The following is a 24,699-nucleotide window of genomic DNA, read 5'->3' on the forward strand; positions in this document are numbered from 1 at the left end:
TATCTTTATTAAGCGTTATCGTCTTTCAGGTTAAGTGTGTCTTGTAAAAACACGACAAACTGGCTCAGTTCAGCAGACATAAGCGCAAACTCTGCATCAAGTCTCGCTTCGACTTGATCTTTAGGTACATCTTCGGTTTCTTCCTTTATGCGGTCTGTAAACTTAATACGTTTAATAGAACCGTCTTCAGCAATGATTGCCGTCAGCGTGTCTTGGTACTCAAATGCCACTTTTTGAACCAGCTTACCCGCGTCTAGGTGAATGGTAATTTCATCACTATCGAGCGGCTGATTTTTACAGCGAATGACACTGCCGGCATCGTCGGTAGATTTAAATTCTGCTTCTTCCAACAGTTCAACGCCTTCTGGCGTAGCGTCGGTAACCCAATGCGTTAGTTCGCTTTGAAGACTATGGCGTGCCAGTGGTACAACGGGAAGTGAGCCAATCGCTTTTCTTACCAACGCAAGAAAGGCTTCAGCTTTGCCGTCAGAAGACGCATCGATGATTACCACGTTGTCAGGCAACGAGATAAAGCCATGAGTGTAGCTATTTTTGGTAAAGGCTTGAGGAAGTAGTTTAGTCTGAATTTCTTGTTTTAAATCAGCTTTCGCTTTTTTGCCAACAGGAGAACCTGTTTCCATCTCAATTTTGGTTACCATTTCTTCCAGCTCAGCGTTTATCACGGCAGCAGGCAATATCTTTTCTTGCTTTTTAACCGTAATCCAATAACGCTGCTGAACCACGTGGAACATGGTGCCAGATTTTCCGGCTTGTGAAAAAGGGGACGCAAAACCCATGGTTGCAACATCTTGACTGCCGCAAGGGCGAAAAGCGTGCTCGCCTAATACGCGCTCTAAATCGTTGTCATCTAACGAAAGAGGCTGGGTTATCTGATAGGCTTTTATATTTTTAAACCACATGTGAAGCTATCTCTTTAAAAAGCGGGGCGTAAGCGTACCAACCTAGCGAAAGCAGCGCAATCGATAGATAGGCACAAGCACTGATATTTTAGTTGCGGCGCAGTGGGAAGCGAATAAGGTAGGTTAAGCCTTGTCCAAGCTCGCTATTAGCTTCGATGCTACCTGAAAGCGATTGTGTCACCAGATTATAAATAATATGCGTGCCTAGTCCGCTTCCTCCGTCACCCCTTCTTGTGGTGAAAAATGCATCGAACAGTTTACTTAGGTCTGACTCAGACAACCCTTTTCCGTTGTCAGAATATGTCATCACCACTTCGTTTTCATCAAGCGTGATGTCTAACTTAATGACGCCAGTATTTTTATTTTCAAAACCATGGACTAACGAATTTACGACCATATTGGTAATGATTTGAGCAATAGCACCAGGTGCGCATTTAATGATAAGTTCAGGCGGACAATTAACCGTAATTGTGTGATTGCTGTGTTTAAAGCTGGGCTTGAGCGATTGGATAACCTCACCAATATAGTCGTTAAGGTTAAAGTCACGTTCTGCTTCGCTGGTTTGGTCAACAGCTACCTGTTTGAAACTCGCAATAAGATCTGACGCCCTATCAAGGTTCATGAGAAGCAGCGTTGCAGTTTGCTGTGCTTCATCAATAAACGTAGACATGGTTCTTGTGGTGAGGCTCTTGTCCTCAAAATCAACTTTAAGGTTGTTTAAGCGTTCCTGTAGAAAGCTGGCCGCGGTGACACTTACGCCTAACGGTGTATTAACATCATGAGCGATACCGGCGACTAACCCTCCTAGCGAGGCCATACGCTCTGACTCAACGAGCTGATCTTTCGCTAGTTGAAGATTATCCATAGATTCTACGTATTCAGAATTCTTCTTTCTCAATTCGTTTTCTATGTATTGGCGGTTTTCATTTTCTTGACGCAATTCACGTTGGTTGGCAATGAGCTCATCTTTTTGTTGCTCAAGGTCTAGCATAATCTGAGATAACGATGCTGTTTTCTTAGCGACTTCTTGTTCAAGAATTAAATTTTGGTCATCTAACTTTTTATTCGCGAGAGTAAGCTGGTCTTGCGTGCCTGTCAGCTTGTTGTTAGAAATGATGAGATCGTCAATAACTTGGTTATATGATTCTTTTAACTGCAATAACTCGTTGTCATCATCGATATTGACATCAAGCTTTCCCTCTTCAGGGTGCATGGCGTCGAATCGCCCCATTTTGTCGGTAATTTCATGCAGCGGCTCTGACAGCATGGTTCTAAACGCTGTCATAAAGAGGAACACTAAAAAGGTAGTTTTTACCAGGGCATTCCCTATCAAAAAGAAAATACCCACTTCAATGCGACCAAATATGGTGTCGAAGCTTGAATAGAGAGTGACATCGCCGACGGTAGACTCACGGCCGGAAAATTTGAACACCAGTGGAAAACTGTAACTGAAAATGCCCCCAGTGTGATCTTCTATGATTTCTTCTAAAACGGGCGCCCCAGAACGCTGAGTACGAATCCCGAACTCGGCAATATAGTTACCATTTTCTCCGCGTACTTGCACACCTTCTACAATAGGTAATTCTAATAGCCCTTCAGCAATAGAGCGCGCTTGTTCTGTGTTAAGCTCCCACAGTGCGCGGGTTAAGCTGGTTGAAAAGGTGTTTTTTAGTGTTTGAAGTTCAGATTCAACATGGTTCTTGGTGCTAAGATATTCAGTAAATATTTGTCCCACTGTCACGATGAGTGTCAGTGTGAAATAGACAGAAAGCACCCGTGTTAAGAGCTTTCTTGATAACCCGGTTTTAACGGTCGCCATTGAACAACCTTCTCCTGTCCATAAATTTACTGAGCACCTGTGAAAGAATATGCGCAAACGGTTTAATAAACAAGCAAGTAAATTGAAACTTTCGTGTTGTTAAGTTTCTATAAAGCTTGACACATATTTGTAATCGTTTTAATAAAAGTGTCATGAATGACATTAATAATGGCGGCGTTTTGTAATGATCAGGAAGATAACAATGTCTCGTACCGTATTGGTTGTTGAGGATGAAGCGCCTATTCGCGAAATGCTGAAGTTTGTACTTGAGCAATCGGGCTTCAATATTATTGAAGCCGAAGACTACGATATAGCGCAGGAAAAAATCTGTGAGCCGTATCCCGACCTTATTCTCCTCGACTGGATGCTTCCAGGAGGAAGTGGCGTGCAGCTTGCCAAGAGCTTGAAGCAACATGAGTTTACGCGAGATATTCCGGTTATCATGCTTACCGCGCGCGGCGAGGAAGAGGATAAGATTCGCGGTTTAGATGCGGGCGCTGACGACTACATTACGAAACCGTTTTCTCCAAAAGAGTTGGTAGCACGCATAAAAGCGGTAATGCGCCGAGTGACGCCAACCTCAAATGAAGAGCCTATTGAGTTTAACGGTCTTAAACTAGAGCCTGTATCTCATCGCGTAACGGCGAATGAGGATGCGCTTGATATGGGGCCAACAGAATTCAAATTACTACATTTCTTCATGACGCACCCTGAGCGCGTATACAGTCGAGAGTTGTTGCTTGATAACGTGTGGGGAACGAATGTATACGTTGAGGATAGAACAGTGGATGTACATATTCGCCGCCTAAGAAAGGCTATCTCTCAACATGGCCATGATGCTATGATCCAAACCGTTCGCGGCGCAGGTTACCGTTTTTCAGCGAAATTATAATTGCTATATCCGCTGTCGTGGCATCACGTACAGCGGTTATTGACTTTGTATATTAGGCGTATTGTTCTATGTATTACCCGTTCTCTTGGTTGAGAAGCACATTGCGATTGGCGCTATACCTGTTGGTATTTGCGGTAATCGGTTGGTACATGGATGACATGCTGTTTGCCATTGCAGTGGGTGCTACGCTGTTGCTTGTGTTCAACTATTGGCATCTCTATAAATTGAATCGTTGGCTGTGGCATAGCCGAAAAATGTCTCCCCCGACTGTTAAAGGTGTATGGGAACATATTTATGAAGGCATTTACTACCTTCAACGCAGAAACCGTAACAAGCGTAAAGAGTTGGGCGAGCTTGTTAAGCGGTTTAGAGAAGGGTCTGAAGCGCTTCCCGATGCCGCTGTGGTGGTTGACGCAAAGGCATGCATTATTTGGTGTAATCGGTTAGCTCGTTTAGACTTGGGATTGAAGTGGCCGCAAGACGCAAACAGCCGAGTCGATAATCTCATTCGACACCCCGAATTTATTCAATATTTTCACGCCGGTGATTTCAAATATCCTATTGAAGTACCGTCTCCAACCAACCCTAACAAGACGTTTGAATACCGTATTATGCCGTACGGCGAAGAGCACTTATTACTTATCGCCCGTGACGTCACACGGGTATCTCAGCTAGAAGAAATGCGCAAAGACTTCGTGGCCAACGTGTCTCACGAGCTGCGCACGCCCCTTACGGTAATTAATGGATACCTTGAAATACTGCCTATCGATGAGTCGGCCGACCCCTTTATGCAAAAGGCCATGAAAGAGATGACGTCGCAAACGCAGCGTATGCAGAATTTAATAGAAGACTTGTTGGTGCTATCTCGTATCGAAGCCAGTGCTGAACGTATTTACGAAAACGTCATTAATGTGCCCGCTATGCTTACTCAAATTGAGAGAGAAGCCATCGCGCTTAACAAAGAGAAACAGCACACTATTCATTTTCATATTGATAGTAGCCTGCTGGTTTATGGTGTTGAAACCGAATTGCGCAGTGCGTGCTCTAATTTAGTCTTCAATGCGGTGCATTACACGCCCTCGGGGGGCGAAATCAATGTGTACTGGCGAAGGCATTTCGAAGGGGCCGAATTTGCTGTTGTCGATAACGGGGATGGGATTGAACCCAATCATTTGAACCGACTTACTGAACGCTTCTATCGTGTTGATAAAGCCCGTTCAAGAAAAACAGGGGGCTCGGGGCTGGGCTTGTCTATTGTGAAACACGTGCTCAGCCATCACAACTCTCGACTCGACATAACCAGCGCTTTGGGCGAAGGAAGTCAATTTTCTTTCGTTTTAGACCGCGAACTTATCGCGGAGCAAGACTAAATGGTTCGAAGTCTTTTGGCGACGATGTGTTTAAGTGCGCTTGTTTGTTTCAGTGCATCGCTTGCGTTAGCTGGCGAATCTAATGTACCTGAATACGAACGTGCGCCAGGTGTTGCGGGGAAAATCACATCGGTAGGGTCAGATACACTGGCAAATCTAATGGCATTTTGGTCACAAGAATTTAAGACCTTGTATCCGCAAGTCGGTTTTCAAATTCAAGCCTCAGGCTCATCGACCGCTCCCCCCGCGTTAATTGAAGGAACGGCTACGATAGGCCCGATGAGTCGCGCATTAAAGCCGAGTGAAATTCGCGATTTTACGCGTAAGCATGGTTACCCCCCGGTGGTGTTAAAGGTTGCAATGGATGCTATCGCTATTTTTGTTGAGCGTAGTAATCCCCTTGATGGATTAACACTAAATCAGGTTGATGCCGTGTTTTCTGAAACGCAGTATTGTGGAGCGAATGAGGCGGTAAATCGCTGGCAACAATTGGGTGTAAGTGGCAATGACTACCAAGCACCTATTCGTGTCTATGGTCGAAACTCTGTGTCAGGGACATACGGGTTGTTTAAAGTGATGGCACTGTGTGACGGCGATTTCAAAAACACGGTAAATGAGCAACCTGGGTCTGCGTCGGTTGTATTGTCTGTTGCATCGAGTAAAGGGGCTATGGGGTATGCCGCCTATGGATATAAAACAGCGGGTGTGCGCGCTCTACCATTGGGTGAGCGGGAGGATAGTTTTGTTGCCCTCACCATGGACACTGTAAGAAACGAAGAATATCCCTACTCCCGCTTTTTGTATCTTGTCGTGAACAAAAAACCTGGAGAGCCATTGCCAACGTTAGAGCGTGAATTCTTACGTTTTGTGCTTTCAAAAGCAGGACAGCGTCAGGTTGTGCGCGATGGTTACTTCCCTATCCGTGATGACGTTTTATTGCGTCAGCGCCGGTTATTAGACGAGGGGTAAGCCTGTGACAACGGTTTCTTCGCAATGGAAAAACTGGGTGTTACAATGTTTACTAACACGCGTTCCCATCGAAGAAATTGCTACGACGCTCTCTCAAAATGGGTTTGTACCGCACACCATAAGACAACTTCTAGGCGCAAATTTACCTCCAGAGCTTCCTTTGGGTAACGATACGCCATTTTTTACACGTTTAGCGAATAGTTTCGAGAGTCATAATAGTAGTCGCTCAAACGACGCCAATCCCTCAGGCAATAAAACGAACTCGCACTATGCCTCATTAAGTGACCCCTCCCAATTATCACTTTATGCCGTTGAACATTTTCTCAGTGAACAAGAGTGCGATGATATTATTGCGTTAACGAGGGGGAAACTCACCCCTTCATCGCTTGCTGGGGCAGCATCGTCAGAAAATATTCGCACATCATCAACGTGTGAACTTGCTCAACTTAATAGCAGTGTAGTGCAACGCGTAGAACGGCGCATTGTTGAGCGGCTTCAATTGGGTGTTGGTGAACAAGAGGTTATTCAAGCACAGCATTATCAGGTTGGTGAGTATTACAAACCGCATTATGATTTTTTTCCACCGGGAACGCCGCAATATTTAGCCCATTGTGCATCAAGAGGCCAACGTACGTGGACGTGCATGATTTATTTAAATGAAGATTGCGAAGGTGGCCATACTCGGTTTACTAAAGTAGGTATTTCTGTAAAGCCCCAAAAAGGCAAAGCGTTATTCTGGAACAACCTCTTACCAACCGGTGAACCTAACCTTAATAGTATTCACTTCGCTGAACCGGTAACTCGTGGTAATAAAACTGTCATAACAAAATGGTTTAGATCGAAAAACTGACATGTCATATCGCACATGCTTCGGAATGTAAGTATGTATAATTCATTAAGCTTATGAAAAACATGGTTTTTATTTTTATTAGTCGAGTATTTTAAAATCGTCAATAAATTTTACTTTCTTTCGCGTGTTGTAACAAAAATGTCACCGATGTCCTTTACTCTCTACGAAACCTAAAAATCCATACTAAAAAATCTTGGAGAATTTAATGGAATTTCGTAACGTATTTAAGATAAGTGCTATTACAACTGCGCTTATTCTTGCTGGCTGCGGTGGTGACATTGTAATTAACGAAGGTGATGAAGTTGTAGCAGCGCCTACTACACCTACTACGCCCACCACACCTACTACTCCTACAACACCTACAACGCCTGACGTGGATACTCCGTTCTCTCTTGGTCTTGCTACTGACGTTTCTAGCGAGTTCTCTGGAACTATTACTGACAAGCCTGTTTATCGTTTAAATGCAGACTTAACAGTTACTCAAGACATGACGTTAACCAACAACGCTCACTGGATCATTAAAGGTCGCACAGCCGTTGGTAACGACAACGCAGACGCTTCTGTTCTTACCATCGAAGAAGGTACAACTATATTTGGTGAAGACGGAAACGATTTCCTAGTCGTACGTCGTGGTTCACAAATTGAAGCTTCTGGTTCAGCATCTGCGCCAATCGTGATGACGTCGGTACAAGACGTTACGGGTGAAGAAACTGATATCGGTCAGTGGGGTGGTGTTGTACTGCTTGGAAATGCACCGACTAACTTATGTAACACCGGTGACGACAACGAAACGTCTGACGAAGAACTAGCTAACTGTGGTGTGGCCGCAGAAGGTGATGCAGGTCTTTATGGCGGTGACAACCCTGAAGATAATTCAGGCTCACTTGAATACGTTGTAGTTAAGCACGCGGGTAAAGCACTGGCGTCTGGTGACGAACTAAACGGTATTTCTTTCGCAGGTATCGGTTCAGGTACAACAGTTAATCACATTCAGGTTCACCAAAACCTAGATGACGGTATCGAGTTCTTCGGTGGTACCGTTAACGTTAACAACGTAGTATTGACCGACATCGGTGATGACTCTCTTGATTGGTCTTTCGGTTGGACCGGAAGCGCAACGAACGTTTACATTCAGCAATCGGCTGAAGGTGGCGACAACGCAATTGAAGCTGACAACAACGAAGACAACCCTGCTTGGTTGCCACTAACTAAACCAACTATCTCGAACGTAACTATTGTTAGCGCTGACGGCACTAACGGCGTACGTCTTCGTAACGGTACCGCCGGCGTACTTTCAAATGTACTAGTAACGGGCTCAGCACTTGCTACTAACTGCCTACGTGTAAATGGCGATGAGTCAATTGCAAACGCTGAATCAGGCGAGTTGGCCATTACTAATTCAATAGTGGCGTGTGAAACGCCTGCAAATAATTTTGGTAGCGACACTATCTCTGGTGGCACCACTCAAGCATGGTTTGAAGGGCAGTCTGGCAATGACGTACTCACACCTTCACAGCTTTTATTAGAAGATAACGGTTATTTCCCAACGTCAGCGTCGCCTTTGGCGCTTGGCGGTAACAGTTATATCGGTGCATTTAATCCAAATGGTGATGACTGGACACAAGGTTGGACCGTAGGCGTTAACGGCGGTTTCCCAACTGACGTTCAAAACGCATTCGAACAAGGTCTAGCAACAGACGTATCAGGTGACTTCTCTGACCTAGACAAGCCTGTATATGAACTTGCTGCTGACACAACATTCACCGCTGACGTTACATTGACAAATAATGCACACTGGTTGATTAAAGGCCGTACTGCGGTTGGTAACGACAACGCCGATAGCGCAACGTTATTTATCGAGCAAGGCACTACCGTATTCGGTGAGCAAGGTGATGACTTCTTAGTTGTACGTCGTGGATCGATGATTGAAGCGAACGGTACAGCTAACGCGCCAATTACTTTCACTTCAGTACAAGATTTAACAGGTGAAGAAACGGATATCGGCCAGTGGGGTGGTATCGTGCTTCTTGGTAACGCACCAAGTAACCTTTGTAACACAGGTGATGATGCTGATGCGTCTGACGCTGAGCTAGCAGCATGTGGTGTTGCAGCAGAAGGTGATGCGGGTCTTTACGGCGGCAACAACTCTGAAGATAATACTGGTTCACTACGCTATGTTGTAGTTAAACACGCTGGTCGTGCACTAGCCGCGGGTGACGAACTAAACGGTATTTCATTTGCAGGTATCGGTTCAGGTACAAAAGTTGAGTATATCCAAGTTCACCAAAACCTTGATGACGGTATCGAGTTCTTCGGTGGTACAGTTAGTGTACGTAACGTTGTACTTACTGACATTGGTGATGATTCACTAGACTGGTCTTTCGGTTGGACGGGTAACGCACAAAACGTTTACATCCAGCAATCAGCTGCTGGTGGTGACAACGCTATCGAAGCTGACAACAACGAAGATAACCCCGCGTGGGCTCCACTTACTAAGCCTACTATCGCAAACGTAACTATCGTTGGCGCAACGGGTACTAACGGTGTTCGTTTACGTAACGGTACTGCAGGCAACGTTCGCAACCTAGTCGTTACTGGTGGTGAAGGTTACGCTAACTGTCTACGTGTTAACGGCGACGAGTCAATTGCAAACGCAGTATCTGGTGAGCTTTCAGTAGAGCACTCGGTTGTAGCATGCGAAACTGACGCTAACTTTGGTTCAGACGCTATCGGTAGCGGTACTACGCAAACATGGTTTGAAGGTCAAGACGGTAACAGCACGCTAGCAGCTAGCGCACTTATGCTTTCTACAGACGGTTTCACTCCTCGCTCTGGTTCTCCGCTTCTAGGTAACGGTGTAGATGTATCTGAAGAAAACGACTTCTTCACAGCAACAGACTACATTGGTGCATTTGACGGCGACAACAACTGGATGGAAGGGTGGACTGTTGCAGTTAATGACGCTATTCCTACAAGCGTTACCAACGCATTAGCACAAGGCTTAGCCACAGACGTATCTGGAAGCTTCCCAACCATCACGGACAAGCCGGTATACCAGCTTGCTACTGATACAGTGTTCACGTCTGACGTGTCGCTTACTAATGATGCTCACTGGTTAATTAAAGGTCGTACTGCAGTTGGTAACGACAATGCAGACAGCGCAACACTTTACGTACAGCGCGGTACCACAGTATTTGGTGAAGACGGTAACGACTTCCTAGTAGTACGCCGCGGTTCACAAATTGAAGCCAGCGGTTCTGCAACACTACCTATCACCTTCACGTCTGTACAAGACCTAACCGGTGAAGAAACTGACATTGGTCAATGGGGCGGTCTGGTTATTCTAGGTAATGCACCTACTAACCTTTGTAATACGGGTGATGACAACGATACGTCTGAAGAAGAGCTAGCTAACTGTGGTGTTGCTGCAGAAGGTGATGCAGGTCTTTATGGCGGTGCTGACGAAGATGATAGCTCTGGTACACTACGCTACGTAATTGTTAAGCACGCTGGTAAAGCGCTCGCTGCGGGTGACGAACTTAATGGTATCTCTTTCGCAGGTGTTGGTCGTGGTACTGAAGTTGACTTCATCCAGGTTCACGAAAACCTAGACGATGGTGTTGAGTTCTTCGGCGGCACAGTAAACGTTAGCCACTTAGTGTTAACCGCGATTGGCGATGACTCACTAGACTGGTCTTTCGGTTGGACAGGTAAAGCACAATACGTGGCTATTAAGCAAAGCGCAGCTGGCGGCGACAACGCGTTTGAAGCTGACAACAATGAAGATAACCCTTCTTGGACGCCATTAACTACACCTACTGTGTCTAACGTCACTATCATTGGCGCAACAGGTACTAACGGTGTACGTTTACGTAACGGTACTGCGGGTGTTATTAAAAACCTAGTGGTAACTGGTGGCGCTGACTACAGTAACTGCCTACGTGTTAACGGCAACGAGTCTATCGCAAACGCTGAAGGTGGTTCACTAACAGTAACTCACTCTGCAGTAGCGTGTTCTGCAGCTAGCCCATTCGGTTCAGACACTATCGACGGTGGCACTACGCAGGCGTGGTTCGAAGGCCAAGATGGCAACAGTGTACTGGCTGATACTGCTGCGCTTGGTTTTGATTCAACAGGCTATGTGCCGGCAAATAATTCAGTACTTTTAGATTCAGGTTTCGATGCATCAACACTTGATAGCTTCTTTGATAGTACAAGCTACAAAGGTGCATTTGATGGTGGAACAAACTGGACACTAGGTTGGGTAACTGTAGGTCTGGAAGACTAACAAGCAGAAGTAACACACTGAAAAGCTAAGGCGTTAATACGCCTTAGCTTTTGTGTTAAAAGCGACTTAGCAGAATGCAGTTCCATAGGAGTTTTCAAAATGAGAAATAAACACGCGTCAACATTCAAGGTTGGTGGACTATCGTTGGCTATCGCCTCTATTCTTGGCGCAAGTGCTCTTCCTCTTAACGCGGTTGCGCAGCAATCGGAAGATGAGGCAATAGAGGAAGTCGTTGCAACAGGTACGCGATTAAAAGGTACTGCAACAGCGGTATTACAAGAACGTCAAAATCAAGCGTTCGTTGCTGATATTTTAGGTGCGGAACAAATATCTCGTACTGGTGATGGCGATGCGGCAGCTGCGCTTCGTCGTGTAACAGGTCTTACGCTTGTAGACGGAAAGTTCATTTACGTACGTGGTCTTGGTGAGCGTTATTCAAGCACGCAATTAAACGGCATGACAGTACCTAGCCCGGATCCAACGCGCTCGGTTGTCCCTCTTGATTTGTTTCCTTCAAGCATCATTGAAAGCTTGAATGTTCAGAAGTCGTATTCTCCTAATATGCCTGGGCATTTCGGTGGCGGTAACGTGAATATCCGCACCAAATCTATTCCTAGCGAATTTGTTTTCAATGTAAGTGCAGGTGGCGGCTGGAATACACAAAATGGCGACGATGGCGTGTTCTACTCTGGCGGCAGCGACGACTGGACAGGACGTGATGATGGCACGCGTGCACTGCCAAACATTATTCAATCTGGTCTTGCTGCAAATGGTTCAGCAGGGTTTGAAGGCGACCGCACTCGAACATTAGCGGAAACACAGGCTATTTTAGGCTCGTTCAATTGGGATATTGGTCCCGAAGCGAAGTCAGTCGACCCTAACTTTAGCTTAGGCTCGACAATAGGAAACAATTACGTCTTTGATAACGACAGCGTGCTTGGTTTTCTTGCCACTATTTCTTACACCAACCAATGGACTGTTGCTGAAGAACTGCTAGGTAACGATATTGGTGGTGGTCAGGAAAATCCACGTTTTACGAAATTCAGAGATATGGTATCTACTGAGCAAAACGTAAGATGGAGCGGTATGTTCAACATGGGTTACGAATACAACAGTAACCATAAAGTTGAGTTAGTAAACATGATGCTTCATGACATGCGTGACCGTGTTCGTGACGGCTTTTATTTTGACGAGAGTGAATCAGATCCCGGCGTTGAAGAATTTAGACGCATGGACATCATTTTCGAAGAGCGTGAAATGGTGTCATCTCAGCTTAAAGGTACGCACAACTTCCTAGATTTACTAAGTGGCGTTTACTTCGATTGGTATGTGGGCACAAGCCGTGCATCACGTGAAGCGCCAGATATTATGGAAGTCACCTTTCAACAATTCTTTGATGAATCCGGTGCATTAGAACTTGAGCGCTTAGATGACACGCCGGGAACTAACTTAAACCGTCAATTCCAAGTGCTTTATGATGAATCAGATACCTATGGCTTCAACGTATCCACTGCCTTTTTTGGCAGCGGTTACGACATAGAACTAAAAGCCGGATTGGACTATTACGATAAAACCCGTGATGGTAACAATATTGATTTAGCGATACGCCATTTCGGTATAGACGCTGACTTCAAAGCGGGTAGCCGTTTAGACACGATATTCTCACAAGAGAATATCTATAACGACAACTTCTACACGAGCTCGACAGGCCGTTCAGTATTCCAAGATAATACGGGCGAAGGCGATAAGTATTTAGCGGCGACCAAACTGACTGCCGGTTACTTTATGGTTGATGCATTCTTTGACCAGAAATTCCGCGTAAGTGGTGGTGCGCGCTATGAAGACTTCCAACAAGTGTCGATTCCGTTTGTTGAACACTCTGATACATTTGCTGATGATATCGATGCCATCATCGACAGTGTTTACAGTGAGACAGATGTTTTACCGTCACTCGCTTTTACTTACATTCCCAATGAAGAAATGCAGTATCGCTTCAATATCAGCCAAACGTTAATTCGTCCTGATTTGCGTGATATTAGTTCAACATTCTTTATTGACCCGTTAACCGAATTCTTGGTTCGTGGTTCGCCTACACTGGTTGAGTCTGAACTGACCAATATCGACTTCCGCTGGGAGTGGTATATGTCACAAGGGAACAACTTGTCGGTGGCCGTATTTTACAAAGATATGACCAACCCTATCGAGATGGTTCAATTCGATGGCGGTGAAGGGGTACCTCAGCTACTGACCGCCAACGGTGAAGAAGGTGAGTTGTACGGTGTCGAATTTGAATTTTTACATGACCTTGCATTTATCGGGGATAACTTTAGCAACTTTTTCCTATCGGCCAACATGACCTTGTCTGACTCTGAAGTAACCATTGGTAGTGAAGACCAAGACTCGCTATTCTCTCAACAGGCGCGTGCAGCGTATGGTGGTCGAATTACGGCAACCATTACTAATGACCAACGACGCCTTGTGGGGCACTCAGAATGGGTGGCGAACATGCAGCTTGGCTGGGATTCAGAGAACGGTGAACACTCTGCCTCGTTAGTGTATAACTCATTTGGCGAGCGTATTATTGCACCAGGCGTTCGTGGCTTTGAAGATGGTATAGAAAAGCCGTTCCATTCATTAGACGCGGTTTACACTTACTATCCAGATTTCAATACCACCATTAAATTTGGAGTGCAGAACTTATTTAATGATGAAAAGGAAATTGAACAAGAAGGGTTAACGCTCAGAAGACTTACGGTAGGCACCAGTTTGAACGCCTCGATTAAGTACGATTTCTAGTAAATATAAAGCCTGACGCCATGTCGGGCTTTTTTTTACCTACTCATTAGTTGTTTTATGACAGTCCTGTAATAAAACTGTCATGGAAAACTCCTATCCTACGCCCAGAAATTTATAGTCGGATAACACCGATTTCTTTTAACTTTAAAGGTTTGAATGTATGAAGCTTATCAATGCTTTGCTTGTTGCAGGTGCGCTAGCGGCGTCACCGGTACTCGCACAAGACGATGAAGTCTTAAAGCCCGTTGTCGATGAGGCGGCGAAAATCAACGAGTCTGCGGCTAAATCGCAAGAAAAGATTAATGGTATAACTGATCAGATCGATAGCAAACTTCAACAGTTCAAAACACTAATGAAAGAAATCGAAGGCCTAGAGGTGTACAACACCCAGCTTCGTAAGCAAATCGGTAGTCAAGAGCAAGAAATGACTGATTTGAATTCGGCTATTGACGAAGTGTCAGTGGTAGAACGTCAAATTACACCGCTTATGATTCGTATGATTGACGGTCTTGAGCAGTTTATTGAATTAGACGTTCCGTTTCTTCCTGAAGAGCGAGCCAACCGCGTTGCCGATTTAAAAGCGATGATGGACCGTGCTGATGTAGCAGCGTCTGAAAAATTCCGTCGTGTCATGGAAGCGTTCCAAGTTGAAATGGATTACGGTCGCACAATGGAAGCTTACAGCGGTATTCACTCAATCGATGGTCAAGAGCGTGATGTTGAGTTTTTACGTTTAGGTCGTACCGCGCTTATTTATCAAACTCGTGATGCGAGTACGCAAGGTGTATGGAACAAGCAAACGCGTCAATGGGAAGCCTTAGATAGCAGCTACCGTACACAAATCACAAAAGGTCTGCGCATGGCGAAGAAACAGCTTGCCCCAGACTTGCTAATGCTGCCAGTAGCAATTACAGACTAAGAGGTTGATGAGAATGTTTAACACAGTAAAACGTATCGCTGTTGGTCTAGCAGCCCTTAGCATCAGCGTTGGTGCTTTCGCACAAAGCGACCGTGCCATGGACTTAGATGCCCTTCTTAAGCAGTTAGAAGAAGGTCAATTTGCGCAATCAGAGCAAAACAAACAGCGTGAGCTTGATTTCGCCGCACAACGTGCCGAGCAAGACCGTATTCTTCGTGAAACACGTGCCAAGCGTGACCAAATGTTGGTTCAATCTGAGCAGCTTGAAACGCAGTTTGAAGAAAATGAATTTAAACTGGCCGACCTTAACGGTGCGCTTGATACACGTTTGGGCTCATTGAAAGAATTGTTCGGTGTACTACAGCAAATTGCTGGCGATACTAAGAATAAATTTTATAACTCTGTTATTTCAGCGCAAATCCAGGGTCGTTCTGACTTCTTAGACAAGATGGCGCAAGATATGGGTTCAAGCTCTAAACTTGCTTCAATTGAAGAAATAGAGCGCGTGTGGTTTGAAATGCAGCGTGAAATGACCGAGTCAGGTAAAGTGACTAAGTTCACTACGAACGTGGTTGAAGCGGGCGGCCAAAAGGTGTCAAAGGACGTAGTACGCGTTGGTCCATTTGCCCTCGTTGCTGATGGTAAATACCTTGAGTACAACGGCGTAACAGGCACAGTATCAGAGCTTATTCGTCAACCTGCTGACCGTTACAACGATTCAGCGGCAGAGCTTCAAGTATCGAGTGGTGAGCTAGTACAGTTTGGTATCGACCCGACTGGTGGTTCAATTCTTGGCCTTCTTGTTCAAGCGCCTAACCTTCAAGAACGTGTAGAGCAAGGTGGTGTGGTGGGTTACATAATCCTTATTGTTGGTGCGTTTGGTCTTCTACTCGCGCTTGAGCGACTCGTTAGTCTTTCTGTTATCCGCATGAAAGTAAACAAACAGCTTAAGAGTAAAGAAGTAAAAACGACTAACCCATTGGGGCGTGTACTTAAAGTACGTGACGAGCATCCAGATGCTGACGTTGAAGCGCTTGAACTTCACCTTACTGAAGCCATTTTGGGCGAAGTACCTAAACTAGGTCGCAACCTAACAATCATTAAGATTATCTCTGTGGTGGCACCGCTTATGGGTCTACTCGGTACGGTTACCGGTATGATCAACACCTTCCAAGCAATTACATTGTTCGGAACGGGTGACCCTAAATTGATGGCGGGTGGTATCTCTACGGCACTTGTTACCACGGTATTAGGCCTAGTGGTTGCGATTCCAATGACGTTACTTTATGCGATGCTTAATACTCGTTCTAAGAACATTGTATATATCCTTCAAGAACAAGCATCTGGCGTTATTGCAGAGCGCGCTGAGCGAGGCTAATCATGATCGAGTTTCTGGAAGCAATTCGCGATTTCACAGAAACAGGTGGCCAGGTTCTCCTGGTCATCGGTCTGTTGATATTCGTTATGTGGCTTTTAATCCTCGAGCGTGCCATGTACCTGTTAGTGTGGCACAAGCAAGCAAAGAAGGACGCGGTAGCAATGTGGACAGCACGTGCCGACCGTACTTCTTGGATTGCAGAACAGGTTCGTCAGAAAACGATTTCGCAATTAACCATGCGCTTAAATGGCAGTATCCCAATTATACAAGCGCTAGTAGCACTTTGTCCGCTATTAGGGTTGATGGGTACAGTAACGGGTATGATTGAAGTGTTCGACGTGATGGCAATTTCTGGGTCGGGTAATGCTCGCTCCATGGCATCGGGAGTATCGAAAGCAACGATTCCAACAATGGCAGGAATGGTTGGTGCACTATCAGGCGTATTTGCTGCTACATGGCTAACCCGTATGGTGAAATCAGAACGCACGCATCTTGAGGATGCATTGACAATTCAACGTTAATGCTCGTTTGCATTAAGGTAAGGTAATTATTATGAAGCAGCATTTTCAAAATCTAATTGATGAAGAAGAAGCAACTATCGACATGACACCCATGTTGGACGTTGTATTTATCATGTTGATATTCTTTATCGTTACTGCCTCTTTTGTTAAAGAAGCGGGTATTGATGTTAACCGTCCAGAAGCGGCAACAGCCGTAAAGAAGGACCGTGCTAACATTCTTATTGCGATTTCAGATAAAGGTGAGATTTGGATTAACAAACGCCGTATTGATGTTCGTGCTGTTCAAGCGAACATCGAACGCCTTCACGCAGAAAACCCCCAAGGTACGGTCGTGATCCAAGCTGATAAAAAAGCAACAACAGAAACCTTAATTAAGGTAATGGACGCTTCGCGTGCCGCGGGCGTATACGATGTTTCGATTGCAGCGCAAGAGCCATAAATCATGCCACGATATTTAATCGCATTCGCACTATCTCTTGCGATCACGTTAGGCCTGTTCTTCTTGATGCAATCACTCATCAAGATGGGCGGCAGCGCCCTGACTGAGCCGCCAAAAGGTAGTGTGCTTGACTTCGTAAGGGTTAAGCAAGAAGAGCAGGTCGAGAAAAAAGACCGTAAGCCCAAGAAGCCACCTAAGCCAGATACGCCGCCGCCACAGATGCAGCAGCCTCAGATGGACTCCCCAACACCCAATGCCGAAGGCTCGTCAATGGACTTTGGTGCAGATGTAGGGGATGACATCTCATTAGAAGGTGGGCTGTCGCTAGAGTCGGGTGATGGTGAGTACTTACCTATCGTTAAGGTTGCGCCTGTCTATCCAAGACGCGCACTTCAGCGTGGAATAGAAGGCTTTGTTATTGTTGAGTTTACGGTAACTAAGCAAGGGGCAGTACGTGACCCTATTGTGGTTGAAGCGAACCCGCAGGGTATTTTTGAACAAGCGGCGGTTGATGCAGCAATGAAGTTCAAATATAAGCCTCGCGTTGTTAACGGTGAGCCAACAGAAGTGTCTGGGGTGCAAAACCGTATCTCATTCCAGATTGACGGGTAAAAAACATGATGAAAACACAAGCGAGTAGATTGCTATATGCACTGACGTTTGCAGCTGCATCAGCGTTGATCACGTTACCGACTATGCTTGTTGCTTCTGATGCGAGTGCGCAAGAAGTCAAAGCCAGTGAAAAGAAAACCCGCCGTGTACCTACGCTACGCGGTAAGGTTTACGAGCAGCTTGCGCGCGCACAATCAGCCGCCGATGATGCGGGCAACGTCGAAGAGGCTATCGCTATTTTACGTGAGGTTGAGGAAAAGTCAGACTCGATGAATGCGTATGAAAAAGCGATGATGTATAACTTTTTCGGCTTTATCTATTACAACAATGAAGATTATGAACAGGCGCTAGCGTCATTTGCTAAGGTCGTTGAGCAGCAGCCCATACCTGAAAAATTCGAAATGACAACGCTTTTCAGTTTAGCGCAGCTTAACCTTATGCAAGGTAATTACGACGATACCATTACTTATATTGAACGTTGGGAAGCCCTTAATAACGGTAAAATTCCACCGAAAAATAAAGTCATAAAAGCGCAGGCTTACTACCAAAGTAAGCAGTATGAAAACGCTGCAGAGTGGATAGCGCAAGCCATTTCAGACCATGAGGCGGAAGGAATGATACCCGATGAAGGGTGGTTAATTCTTCAGCGTGCGGTTTATTATGAACTTAAACAACCTGAGAAGGTAAAAGACGTCCTCATTAAATTGGTTAAGCTTTACAACGAACCTAAATATTGGCTGCAATTAGCAGGCATGTATGGTGAGTTAGGCGAAGAAAGAAAGCAACTGGCGATGATGGAAACAGCGTATCAGCAAGGGTTTGTTGAAACGGGTGCCGATGTCTTTAACTTAGCTCAGCTTTATTACTACCATAGAGCACCGTTTAAGGGCGCTCGGTTAATGGAACAGGCTATGAATAATGGTGTGCTTGAGAAAAACTTGCGCAACCTGAAGTTCCTAGGGCAAAGCTGGTCGCTCGCAAAAGAGCAAGACAAAGCGATCCCTGTAATGATGCAAGCAGCAGAACTAGCCGAAGACGGTGAGTTAGACGCACAGCTTGCGCAGATTCTGCTTAATGAAGAGCGCTTCGATGATGCAATCTCTGCGGCTGACAGAGCGATAGCTAAAGGCGATTTGCGAAATCCTGGTCTAGTTTACCTTATTAAAGGCATGGCGCTTTATAATAAGAAGCAGTATGCGTTGGCGCTGAATCAACTAGCAGAAGCTGAAAAGCATCAAAAGAGCAGAGCGATGGCGCAGCAATGGAAACAGTTTGTTCAAGGCGAAAAGCAGCAAGCTGATAGGCTTGCTGTTGAGTTAGGAGCAAGCTAACCCAGAAGCTTATAAAAAACGCCGCAATCGCGGCGTTTTTTTGTATCTACAGTGCCAATACATCCTCTATCGGCGGGGGCTCATTTCGCTGCTCCAGTGCGTTCCAGTATTGTTTGGTTTCAATAATTTCGTCTTTTATTGATAAGAAACGACAGACTAGCTCAGGGTCAAAGTGTGTCCCAGCCTGCTCGGCAATATAGTCAAATGCATCAGCGTCACTCCAGGCCTTTTTATAGGGGCGCTTCATGGTTAATGCATCAAATACATCGGCAATGGCAACGATACGAGCACTTTGCGGTATTGCCTCGCCGGTGAGTGATTGTGGGTAACCCGAACCATCCCACTTTTCATGGTGGCATAGTGCTATTTCAGCCGCTAAATTGAATAATGGTGTATCACTTTGCGCTAATATTTTATGCCCAATTTCAGCGTGAGTACGCATGATCGTCATCTCATCACGGTTAAGGCGACGTGGGGCTTTCAAAATACTGTCAGGGATACCGATTTTTCCTGTATCGTGCATAGGTGCAGCCTGCGCCAACATCGAGGCACCGGTCACTGACCATCCTGCCGCTACGGCTAAACACTTACTATAAGCCGCCATCCGCCAAATGTGATGTCCAGTATCATTATCGTTATAGTGCCCAGCGGCTGCCAGCATGGTTATCGCACTTTGCTGACTACGCAGTAGTGCCGCGGTGCGTTCTTTCACTTGTAACTCAGTGACACGCATTTGATGAGCAAGGGTAATATGGGCCTTAACTCTTGCCAGCACGAGAGGGGGGGAAATAGGCTTCGTAATATAATCGACTGCACCCAGCGTAAACCCTTTTTCCTCATCTTCGCCTTGCCCTAATGCGGTAACAAAGATAACCGGTATGTTGGCGAGTGTCGGCATCGCTTTGAGTTTTTTGCAAACTTCAAAGCCATCAATGCCTGGCATCATAATATCAAGCAAAATAAGGTCAGGCGTAAAACGCTCCACAACGCGCAATGCGACATGGCCAGAAGAGGCAACCTTAACCTGATAGTAAGGCGATAATATCCCTTTCAAAATATCAATGTTGGCGGGCTCATCGTCAACGATTAATACACTAAACGTCTGGGTTTCCCTATTTAAACGTGGGTCATTCATTGCTTATGTTTTCCTGTACAACTACTAGCGTCTCTACTGCACCGTCGTAGTCATAAACATTGACTTGTTGTAGTGCCTTATTAAGTTTATGGCTTAGGTGCGAGGTTGAATAATTACTGACTAAATCTGCCAGTAAGCTTCCCGCGTCAGCATCATAGGCCCTTAAGCTTGAAATAACATTTACCAATTCGTTTAATGGCAGTTCTTTGCTTTCTCCCTCTTCCGTGTTTTTGTTTGAGACACAAAGCGTATGCGCAATAAGGCGAAGTGTCGTATCTAAAGATTGAGAAAGGTTTGCGACGTTACTGGCGTAATCAACACCGTTGTGAGCGGTGCTTTGAATAGTGATGAGGCTGCGTTCGAGCGTATGTGCACCAATATGATGTGCATCGTTTAACAATGTGTCTAAGTAACTCTGATCGGTGGGCTTTGTGGTAAGCAGTGTCAGCAAAGCGGCAAGTACTTCTGGCTTTCCATACTTGATATAGAACTGATAGATATTATTTTCAAAATCGCTACTTTGCGAAGGCTCAGCGATAGTGAGATAACCGTTATGGATATAGCAGTCGAGTGTTTCAAGGATTGTTTTCGCTTTGGCGGGTTTAGTTAACTGTGCGCACATGCCTGCATCAATGCCTTTCTGCTTAGTCTGATCAGAAATATTTGCACTAAGTGCAATAATCGGCGTAGTAAAAAAAGGTTGTTGGCATAGTTGCTCAGATACCTGATAGCCACTCATCTGAGGCAACATACAATCAAGAAGAATGGCATCAAAACGTTGTTTTTCACATAACTTTAGCGCCAATTCTCCGGTTTTCGCCGATGTCACTTTCATCCCACTGTTAAACAGAATTTGCTGTGTCATTTCAAGACTAATGTCATCGTCTTCTACCACTAAAACATGCTTACCCTTCAACCTTTTCTCTCTGTGCTTTTTCGATTCTAGGCCTTCTTTTCTTTTTTCATAGGAGGCATTTTGCAACAGAGTCAGCGAGTCAATAAGCTGAATATCAGTAAATGGGGCCTCAATAATATCGATATTGGGGTGAAGGTATTTGCCTAAGCGGTGTTCAACCTCCATATCGCTCAATGGCGTAATAATAATAGCGATATTGAGGGTTTCAAGCTCACCAAACTTGATGTGGCTGATAATCTTATCCCATGCAAGTTGGTCGTCACCAAGCAGCAAAATGACAGGTTGGTCAGATGCCGGCAAAGCATTATGCCTTGCATCAATCGTGTTAAAAGGAACGGCTAGCCGTGAAAGGGCGCCTTTTAAGGTCTGAACGGTTTCAGTCATATTTCGTTCAGCACTTATGCATAACACAGGCTTTTCTAATGATAGCGTTGGGTATGGCGCCGCCGAGGTAAACATGTCAGGAACGCTAAAACAAAAACGACTTCCTTTACCTTCAATACTGTCGACTGAGAGTGTACCGCCCATCATTGATACTAATTTTTTGCTGATGGCTAAGCCTAACCCTGTACCGCCATAATTTCTTGAAATTGAAGCATCTGCCTGCACAAAAGCATCGAACAAAAAAGGTAGGCTTTGTTCACAGATACCAATGCCTGAGTCACTCACACTAAACGTTATGTCATTATGATTGACTTCGATGGTGAGTTTAACAAACCCTTCGTCGGTAAACTTTATTGCGTTGCTTAATAAGTTAACCAACACCTGGTAAAGCCGGTCGCTGTCTCCTATGCATTCGCTGTTTGAATTACATTTAACGTCGAACAATAAATGAAGTGATTTGTCTCGCGCTTTATGCTGGAACATCTGCGATAGTTTCCCAAGTAAAGACGCAAGGTTGAATGTTTCCTTTACTACGCTAATTTGACTTGAGTCTACTTTTGAAAAATCGAGAATACCGTTAATGAGATCAAGTAAGGTCGCAGCGCTGTTTTTCACTTTTTTAAGATTTACTTGCTTTTGCTCAACGGTATCAGCTTCAAGCGCGAGATGGGTAAGGCCAATGATGGCATTCATGGGGGTACGAATCTCATGACTCATGGTGGCAAGAAAATCGCCTTTTGCTTTGCTTGCTTTTTCTGCCTCTAGATAGGCTGATTGCAGCTTTCTTTCCGTTGTTTTTCGTTCGCTGATGTCGTTGAAAACGCCCACGTGACCATCAGGGTTTCCATTTCGATCTAATAGCGGGACAGCAATAATTGAAATAGGAAATAAATGCCCTCTTTTATCCGTAAAAAAGTCGGTTTCTGAACGGTAAACATTGCCATTGTTGGTTGTTGATCGAATTAAGCATTCGTCAGATTTTAACAAAGTACCGTCGCTACGTTGATAATGCACCGCATCATGAAATATCTGATATTTTAAGTCTTCTAGTTCCCAGCCCAGCAACCTACGTGCCTCAGGGTTCAAAAACTGTACTGTTCCATTGCCGTCTACGGCGTACACGCCTTCGCCGATACTATCTGTGATGCTCTTAAAAAAGTGCTGTCTTGCAGCTAGTCGCTCTTCTAATCGTTTTTGCTCTGAAATGTCAGTGCATAAAACAACTAGCCGCTCGACAAGTGCCTCTTCGTTAAGTATGGGAACAATAGTGGCTGACACATACCACGGTGTACCACGTTTGGTTACGCTGTGAAGTTCGCCATTCCAAATAGCACCTTTGATTAACTTCTTTAAAATGCCTACTTGAACATGGATAGATAGATTTCTAACGCGGAAAATAGATAAGTTTTTGCCTATCAGTTCATCACGCTCAAATTGGGAAAGTTGACAGCATTTGTTATTGGCCGAAAGAATAGTACCGTTTATGTCGACGGTCGCGACGATGCCATGTTTGTCCATTGCATGGCGCTGAACGAGCAATTCATTGTCAATTTGTTGTTTTTTCTTTATTAAATCAAGGACCATTGAAGACAGTTGAGAAATGTTGGTGAGGCTATCGTTAATCGTTGGTTTCCCTTGTTCGGTCAACAGCTGATTTACCGAATGTCGTAGCGTATCGATGACTTGTTTCTGGTGCGTAACTTGTTCTCTGATTTTTTCGTTTGCTTCAATTAATTCTTCTGATGTCAGCTGAAGGCTGCGATCTCGCAGCGTAATATCTCGTTCGTGGTACTGGTATGTTTCATCGACACGATTAATAAAGGACACAAACCCTTCCATTATTTTTGCTTGGTCCAACGCCGTGCCTGATTGGCCATTTAACTCACTTAACCATGCCTCAAGTTCACGTTCGCTATTTAAATTGAACGCTTTTTTTAATTGCCTACGTAATAACTTGTTCACGAGTGACGTTCTCGTAGTAGGGTTATGGCCATGGTTTGATTGTGTAATCGTGTTTTACTGTTTGCGCTAAATGGGTTCATTTCGCCATAAGAAAAAAAACCGCACATTTGGGTGTTAGGTGGCAAAAAGGCGCTAACGGCTTCTGTTTCTTCATCTACACGCTCGCCCATCACTAGCTTTCTTCCAATGCAACTTGTTAGCAGCGCAATACTTTGTGGGTCATCGTGTTGACTAGATTTAGTAAGCTGAGACACGACTTCTTGTGCTGCAATTTCGGCACCGTCGACAAGATCATCGGTAGAGGCGTGCATGAGTCGCAAGAACGTGCCTTGTTCAACGTCACCGGCAAGGATAAGTGCATCATTTAACGTATCTACACCTAAAATAGTGCGTATTAAACCTGATGCTTGTAAATTTTCAGTAAGCACTTCAAATGGAAAAAGCAGCCCGCTTGCGGGTAAATCTTTGGCGTAATCACCGAGGTATTTTTTATATAAATCGAGTGCTGAGATACCGTCTAGTTCATAGACAATATTGTCTTCTGAGCGGGTTACCTGCCGAGCGGGCCCAAACGATCGCCAGCCGCCGAATGCCCCGTAATCTAGCGATAAGCTACGCCCATAAAACCCGACAGCAACGCACATACGTTGGCTAATTTTACCATTACAAAAAACATAGGTTTGTTTGAATGCTGCATTGTCACCTGCCAGTCCACCGCTAATGCCTACCTGCGGCGAAAGAACACTAGACATTCCTTTGATTAACGCTGAACCATTGATATCCAATCCCGGCGCGAGGCAGAATACCGCTTTTAGTTGGTCTGAGGCCAGCTTAGATACGACACGTTTACCACTTTCGAAACTCTCAGACATGGTATCGATGTAGGTAGCGTTTATACGGCAACTGCTGTCTTGATCGAATCGAATTACTGTTATAACCGCACTGTAATCGTAAACCTTATCTTGGTAAATTTCTCCAGCACTACTACAGCCTACTATCGGCGATGTTTGTGAAAGCAATATTTCCCGCGTGTCATCGTTTTCAAAAAAAAGGGGAGACGCATAGACAAGGGTTAAGTCAGCGTCTTGAGATACCGCTGCACGTAATGCATCAAGATCGTGGTGTGAGTTAACGTGATAAGTACTTACCTGCATATCAAAGCCGAGAGGTTATTAGTAAGTATAGTTATAAAGTGGAT

At 45.0% G+C, this 24,699-nt stretch carries 17 protein-coding genes; 12 read left to right on the forward strand and 5 right to left on the reverse strand.

All coding sequences use genetic code 11. From position 1 onward, the window contains the following. Positions 1 to 8: 8 nt before the first annotated feature. Both rdgC and ACOJRU_RS03100 read right to left on the reverse strand, forming a co-directional pair. Positions 9 to 920, reverse strand: a complete 912-nt coding sequence (gene rdgC, locus ACOJRU_RS03095) for a recombination-associated protein RdgC (RefSeq protein WP_421133592.1) — start codon at positions 918 to 920, stop codon at positions 9 to 11. A gap of 88 nt (positions 921 to 1,008) precedes the next feature. Further along, the gene (locus tag ACOJRU_RS03100; protein ID WP_421133593.1) at positions 1,009 to 2,739 is read right to left on the reverse strand and encodes an ATP-binding protein; all 1,731 of its coding nucleotides are present in this window, start codon (positions 2,737 to 2,739) and stop codon (positions 1,009 to 1,011) included. A gap of 202 nt (positions 2,740 to 2,941) precedes the next feature. Between ACOJRU_RS03100 and phoB the strand changes: the two genes are divergently transcribed. The 12 genes from phoB to ACOJRU_RS03160 all read left to right on the forward strand — a co-directional run bounded on the left by phoB (position 2,942) and on the right by ACOJRU_RS03160 (position 19,104). Continuing rightward, a complete protein-coding gene (gene phoB / locus ACOJRU_RS03105) occupies positions 2,942 to 3,631 on the forward strand; it encodes a phosphate regulon transcriptional regulator PhoB (RefSeq protein WP_421133594.1) in 690 nt (229 codons plus the stop codon). A gap of 68 nt (positions 3,632 to 3,699) precedes the next feature. Beyond that, complete coding sequence (gene phoR, locus ACOJRU_RS03110; protein ID WP_421133595.1) at positions 3,700 to 5,001, forward strand: phosphate regulon sensor histidine kinase PhoR; 1,302 nt, start codon at positions 3,700 to 3,702, stop codon at positions 4,999 to 5,001. A 24-nt stretch (positions 5,002 to 5,025) separates the two neighbouring features. Then, a complete protein-coding gene (locus tag ACOJRU_RS03115; RefSeq protein ID WP_421134704.1) occupies positions 5,026 to 5,970 on the forward strand; it encodes a PstS family phosphate ABC transporter substrate-binding protein in 945 nt (314 codons plus the stop codon). A gap of 4 nt (positions 5,971 to 5,974) precedes the next feature. Next, on the forward strand, positions 5,975 to 6,820 hold the full coding sequence (locus tag ACOJRU_RS03120; RefSeq protein ID WP_421133596.1) for a prolyl hydroxylase family protein: 846 nt from the start codon (positions 5,975 to 5,977) through the stop codon (positions 6,818 to 6,820). Positions 6,821 to 7,025: 205 nt separating this feature from the next. Beyond that, positions 7,026 to 11,108 carry a hypothetical protein gene (locus tag ACOJRU_RS03125; RefSeq protein WP_421133597.1) on the forward strand — a complete coding sequence of 1,361 codons (4,083 nt, stop codon included), beginning with the start codon at positions 7,026 to 7,028 and terminating at the stop codon, positions 11,106 to 11,108. Positions 11,109 to 11,207: 99 nt separating this feature from the next. Beyond that, the gene (locus ACOJRU_RS03130; protein ID WP_421133598.1) at positions 11,208 to 13,904 is read left to right on the forward strand and encodes a TonB-dependent receptor domain-containing protein; all 2,697 of its coding nucleotides are present in this window, start codon (positions 11,208 to 11,210) and stop codon (positions 13,902 to 13,904) included. 160 nt (positions 13,905 to 14,064) lie between these two features. Beyond that, a complete protein-coding gene (locus ACOJRU_RS03135; protein WP_421133599.1) occupies positions 14,065 to 14,823 on the forward strand; it encodes a DUF3450 domain-containing protein in 759 nt (252 codons plus the stop codon). Positions 14,824 to 14,836: 13 nt separating this feature from the next. Continuing rightward, a complete protein-coding gene (locus tag ACOJRU_RS03140; RefSeq protein ID WP_421133600.1) occupies positions 14,837 to 16,201 on the forward strand; it encodes a MotA/TolQ/ExbB proton channel family protein in 1,365 nt (454 codons plus the stop codon). Positions 16,202 to 16,203: 2 nt separating this feature from the next. After that, entirely contained in the window at positions 16,204 to 16,722 is a 519-nt protein-coding gene (locus tag ACOJRU_RS03145) for a MotA/TolQ/ExbB proton channel family protein (RefSeq protein WP_421133601.1), read from the forward strand. A 31-nt stretch (positions 16,723 to 16,753) separates the two neighbouring features. Then, positions 16,754 to 17,161 carry an ExbD/TolR family protein gene (locus ACOJRU_RS03150; RefSeq protein WP_421133602.1) on the forward strand — a complete coding sequence of 136 codons (408 nt, stop codon included), beginning with the start codon at positions 16,754 to 16,756 and terminating at the stop codon, positions 17,159 to 17,161. A 3-nt stretch (positions 17,162 to 17,164) separates the two neighbouring features. After that, positions 17,165 to 17,773 (forward strand): energy transducer TonB, encoded by a 609-nt coding sequence (locus tag ACOJRU_RS03155; protein ID WP_421133603.1) that lies wholly within the window; start codon positions 17,165 to 17,167, stop codon positions 17,771 to 17,773. A gap of 5 nt (positions 17,774 to 17,778) precedes the next feature. Then, complete coding sequence (locus tag ACOJRU_RS03160; RefSeq protein WP_421133604.1) at positions 17,779 to 19,104, forward strand: tetratricopeptide repeat protein; 1,326 nt, start codon at positions 17,779 to 17,781, stop codon at positions 19,102 to 19,104. 46 nt (positions 19,105 to 19,150) lie between these two features. On the opposite strand, the gene ACOJRU_RS03165 is transcribed toward ACOJRU_RS03160, so the two are convergent. From ACOJRU_RS03165 to ACOJRU_RS03175, 3 genes are read right to left on the reverse strand one after another with little or no spacing between them, the layout of a single operon-like run. Next, entirely contained in the window at positions 19,151 to 20,239 is a 1,089-nt protein-coding gene (locus ACOJRU_RS03165) for a response regulator (protein WP_421133605.1), read from the reverse strand. Next, entirely contained in the window at positions 20,232 to 23,501 is a 3,270-nt protein-coding gene (locus tag ACOJRU_RS03170; protein WP_421133606.1) for a PAS domain-containing hybrid sensor histidine kinase/response regulator, read from the reverse strand. Before ACOJRU_RS03170 ends, ACOJRU_RS03165 begins: the two co-directional genes overlap by 8 nt. Beyond that, a complete protein-coding gene (locus tag ACOJRU_RS03175) occupies positions 23,498 to 24,655 on the reverse strand; it encodes an FIST signal transduction protein (protein ID WP_421133607.1) in 1,158 nt (385 codons plus the stop codon). The genes ACOJRU_RS03170 and ACOJRU_RS03175 overlap by 4 nt, the downstream gene beginning before the upstream one ends. Between the last annotated feature and the right edge of the window lie 44 nt (positions 24,656 to 24,699).

This window comes from Alteromonas algae (assembly GCF_049117195.1).
GTDB lineage: Bacteria > Pseudomonadota > Gammaproteobacteria > Enterobacterales > Alteromonadaceae > Alteromonas.

What these genes read in the sequence shown, in the direction of transcription:
- rdgC (WP_421133592.1), bottom strand. Translation starts at nt 920, where the DNA reads ATGTGGTTTAAAAATATAAAAGCCTATCAGATAACCCAGCCTCTTTCG.
- ACOJRU_RS03100 (WP_421133593.1), bottom strand. Translation starts at nt 2,739, where the DNA reads ATGGCGACCGTTAAAACCGGGTTATCAAGAAAGCTCTTAACACGGGTG.
- phoB (WP_421133594.1), top strand. Translation starts at nt 2,942, where the DNA reads ATGTCTCGTACCGTATTGGTTGTTGAGGATGAAGCGCCTATTCGCGAA.
- phoR (WP_421133595.1), top strand. Translation starts at nt 3,700, where the DNA reads ATGTATTACCCGTTCTCTTGGTTGAGAAGCACATTGCGATTGGCGCTA.
- ACOJRU_RS03115 (WP_421134704.1), top strand. Translation starts at nt 5,026, where the DNA reads ATGTGTTTAAGTGCGCTTGTTTGTTTCAGTGCATCGCTTGCGTTAGCT.
- ACOJRU_RS03125 (WP_421133597.1), top strand. Translation starts at nt 7,026, where the DNA reads ATGGAATTTCGTAACGTATTTAAGATAAGTGCTATTACAACTGCGCTT.
- ACOJRU_RS03130 (WP_421133598.1), top strand. Translation starts at nt 11,208, where the DNA reads ATGAGAAATAAACACGCGTCAACATTCAAGGTTGGTGGACTATCGTTG.
- ACOJRU_RS03135 (WP_421133599.1), top strand. Translation starts at nt 14,065, where the DNA reads ATGAAGCTTATCAATGCTTTGCTTGTTGCAGGTGCGCTAGCGGCGTCA.
- ACOJRU_RS03140 (WP_421133600.1), top strand. Translation starts at nt 14,837, where the DNA reads ATGTTTAACACAGTAAAACGTATCGCTGTTGGTCTAGCAGCCCTTAGC.
- ACOJRU_RS03145 (WP_421133601.1), top strand. Translation starts at nt 16,204, where the DNA reads ATGATCGAGTTTCTGGAAGCAATTCGCGATTTCACAGAAACAGGTGGC.
- ACOJRU_RS03150 (WP_421133602.1), top strand. Translation starts at nt 16,754, where the DNA reads ATGAAGCAGCATTTTCAAAATCTAATTGATGAAGAAGAAGCAACTATC.
- ACOJRU_RS03155 (WP_421133603.1), top strand. Translation starts at nt 17,165, where the DNA reads ATGCCACGATATTTAATCGCATTCGCACTATCTCTTGCGATCACGTTA.
- ACOJRU_RS03160 (WP_421133604.1), top strand. Translation starts at nt 17,779, where the DNA reads ATGATGAAAACACAAGCGAGTAGATTGCTATATGCACTGACGTTTGCA.
- ACOJRU_RS03165 (WP_421133605.1), bottom strand. Translation starts at nt 20,239, where the DNA reads ATGAATGACCCACGTTTAAATAGGGAAACCCAGACGTTTAGTGTATTA.
- ACOJRU_RS03175 (WP_421133607.1), bottom strand. Translation starts at nt 24,655, where the DNA reads ATGCAGGTAAGTACTTATCACGTTAACTCACACCACGATCTTGATGCA.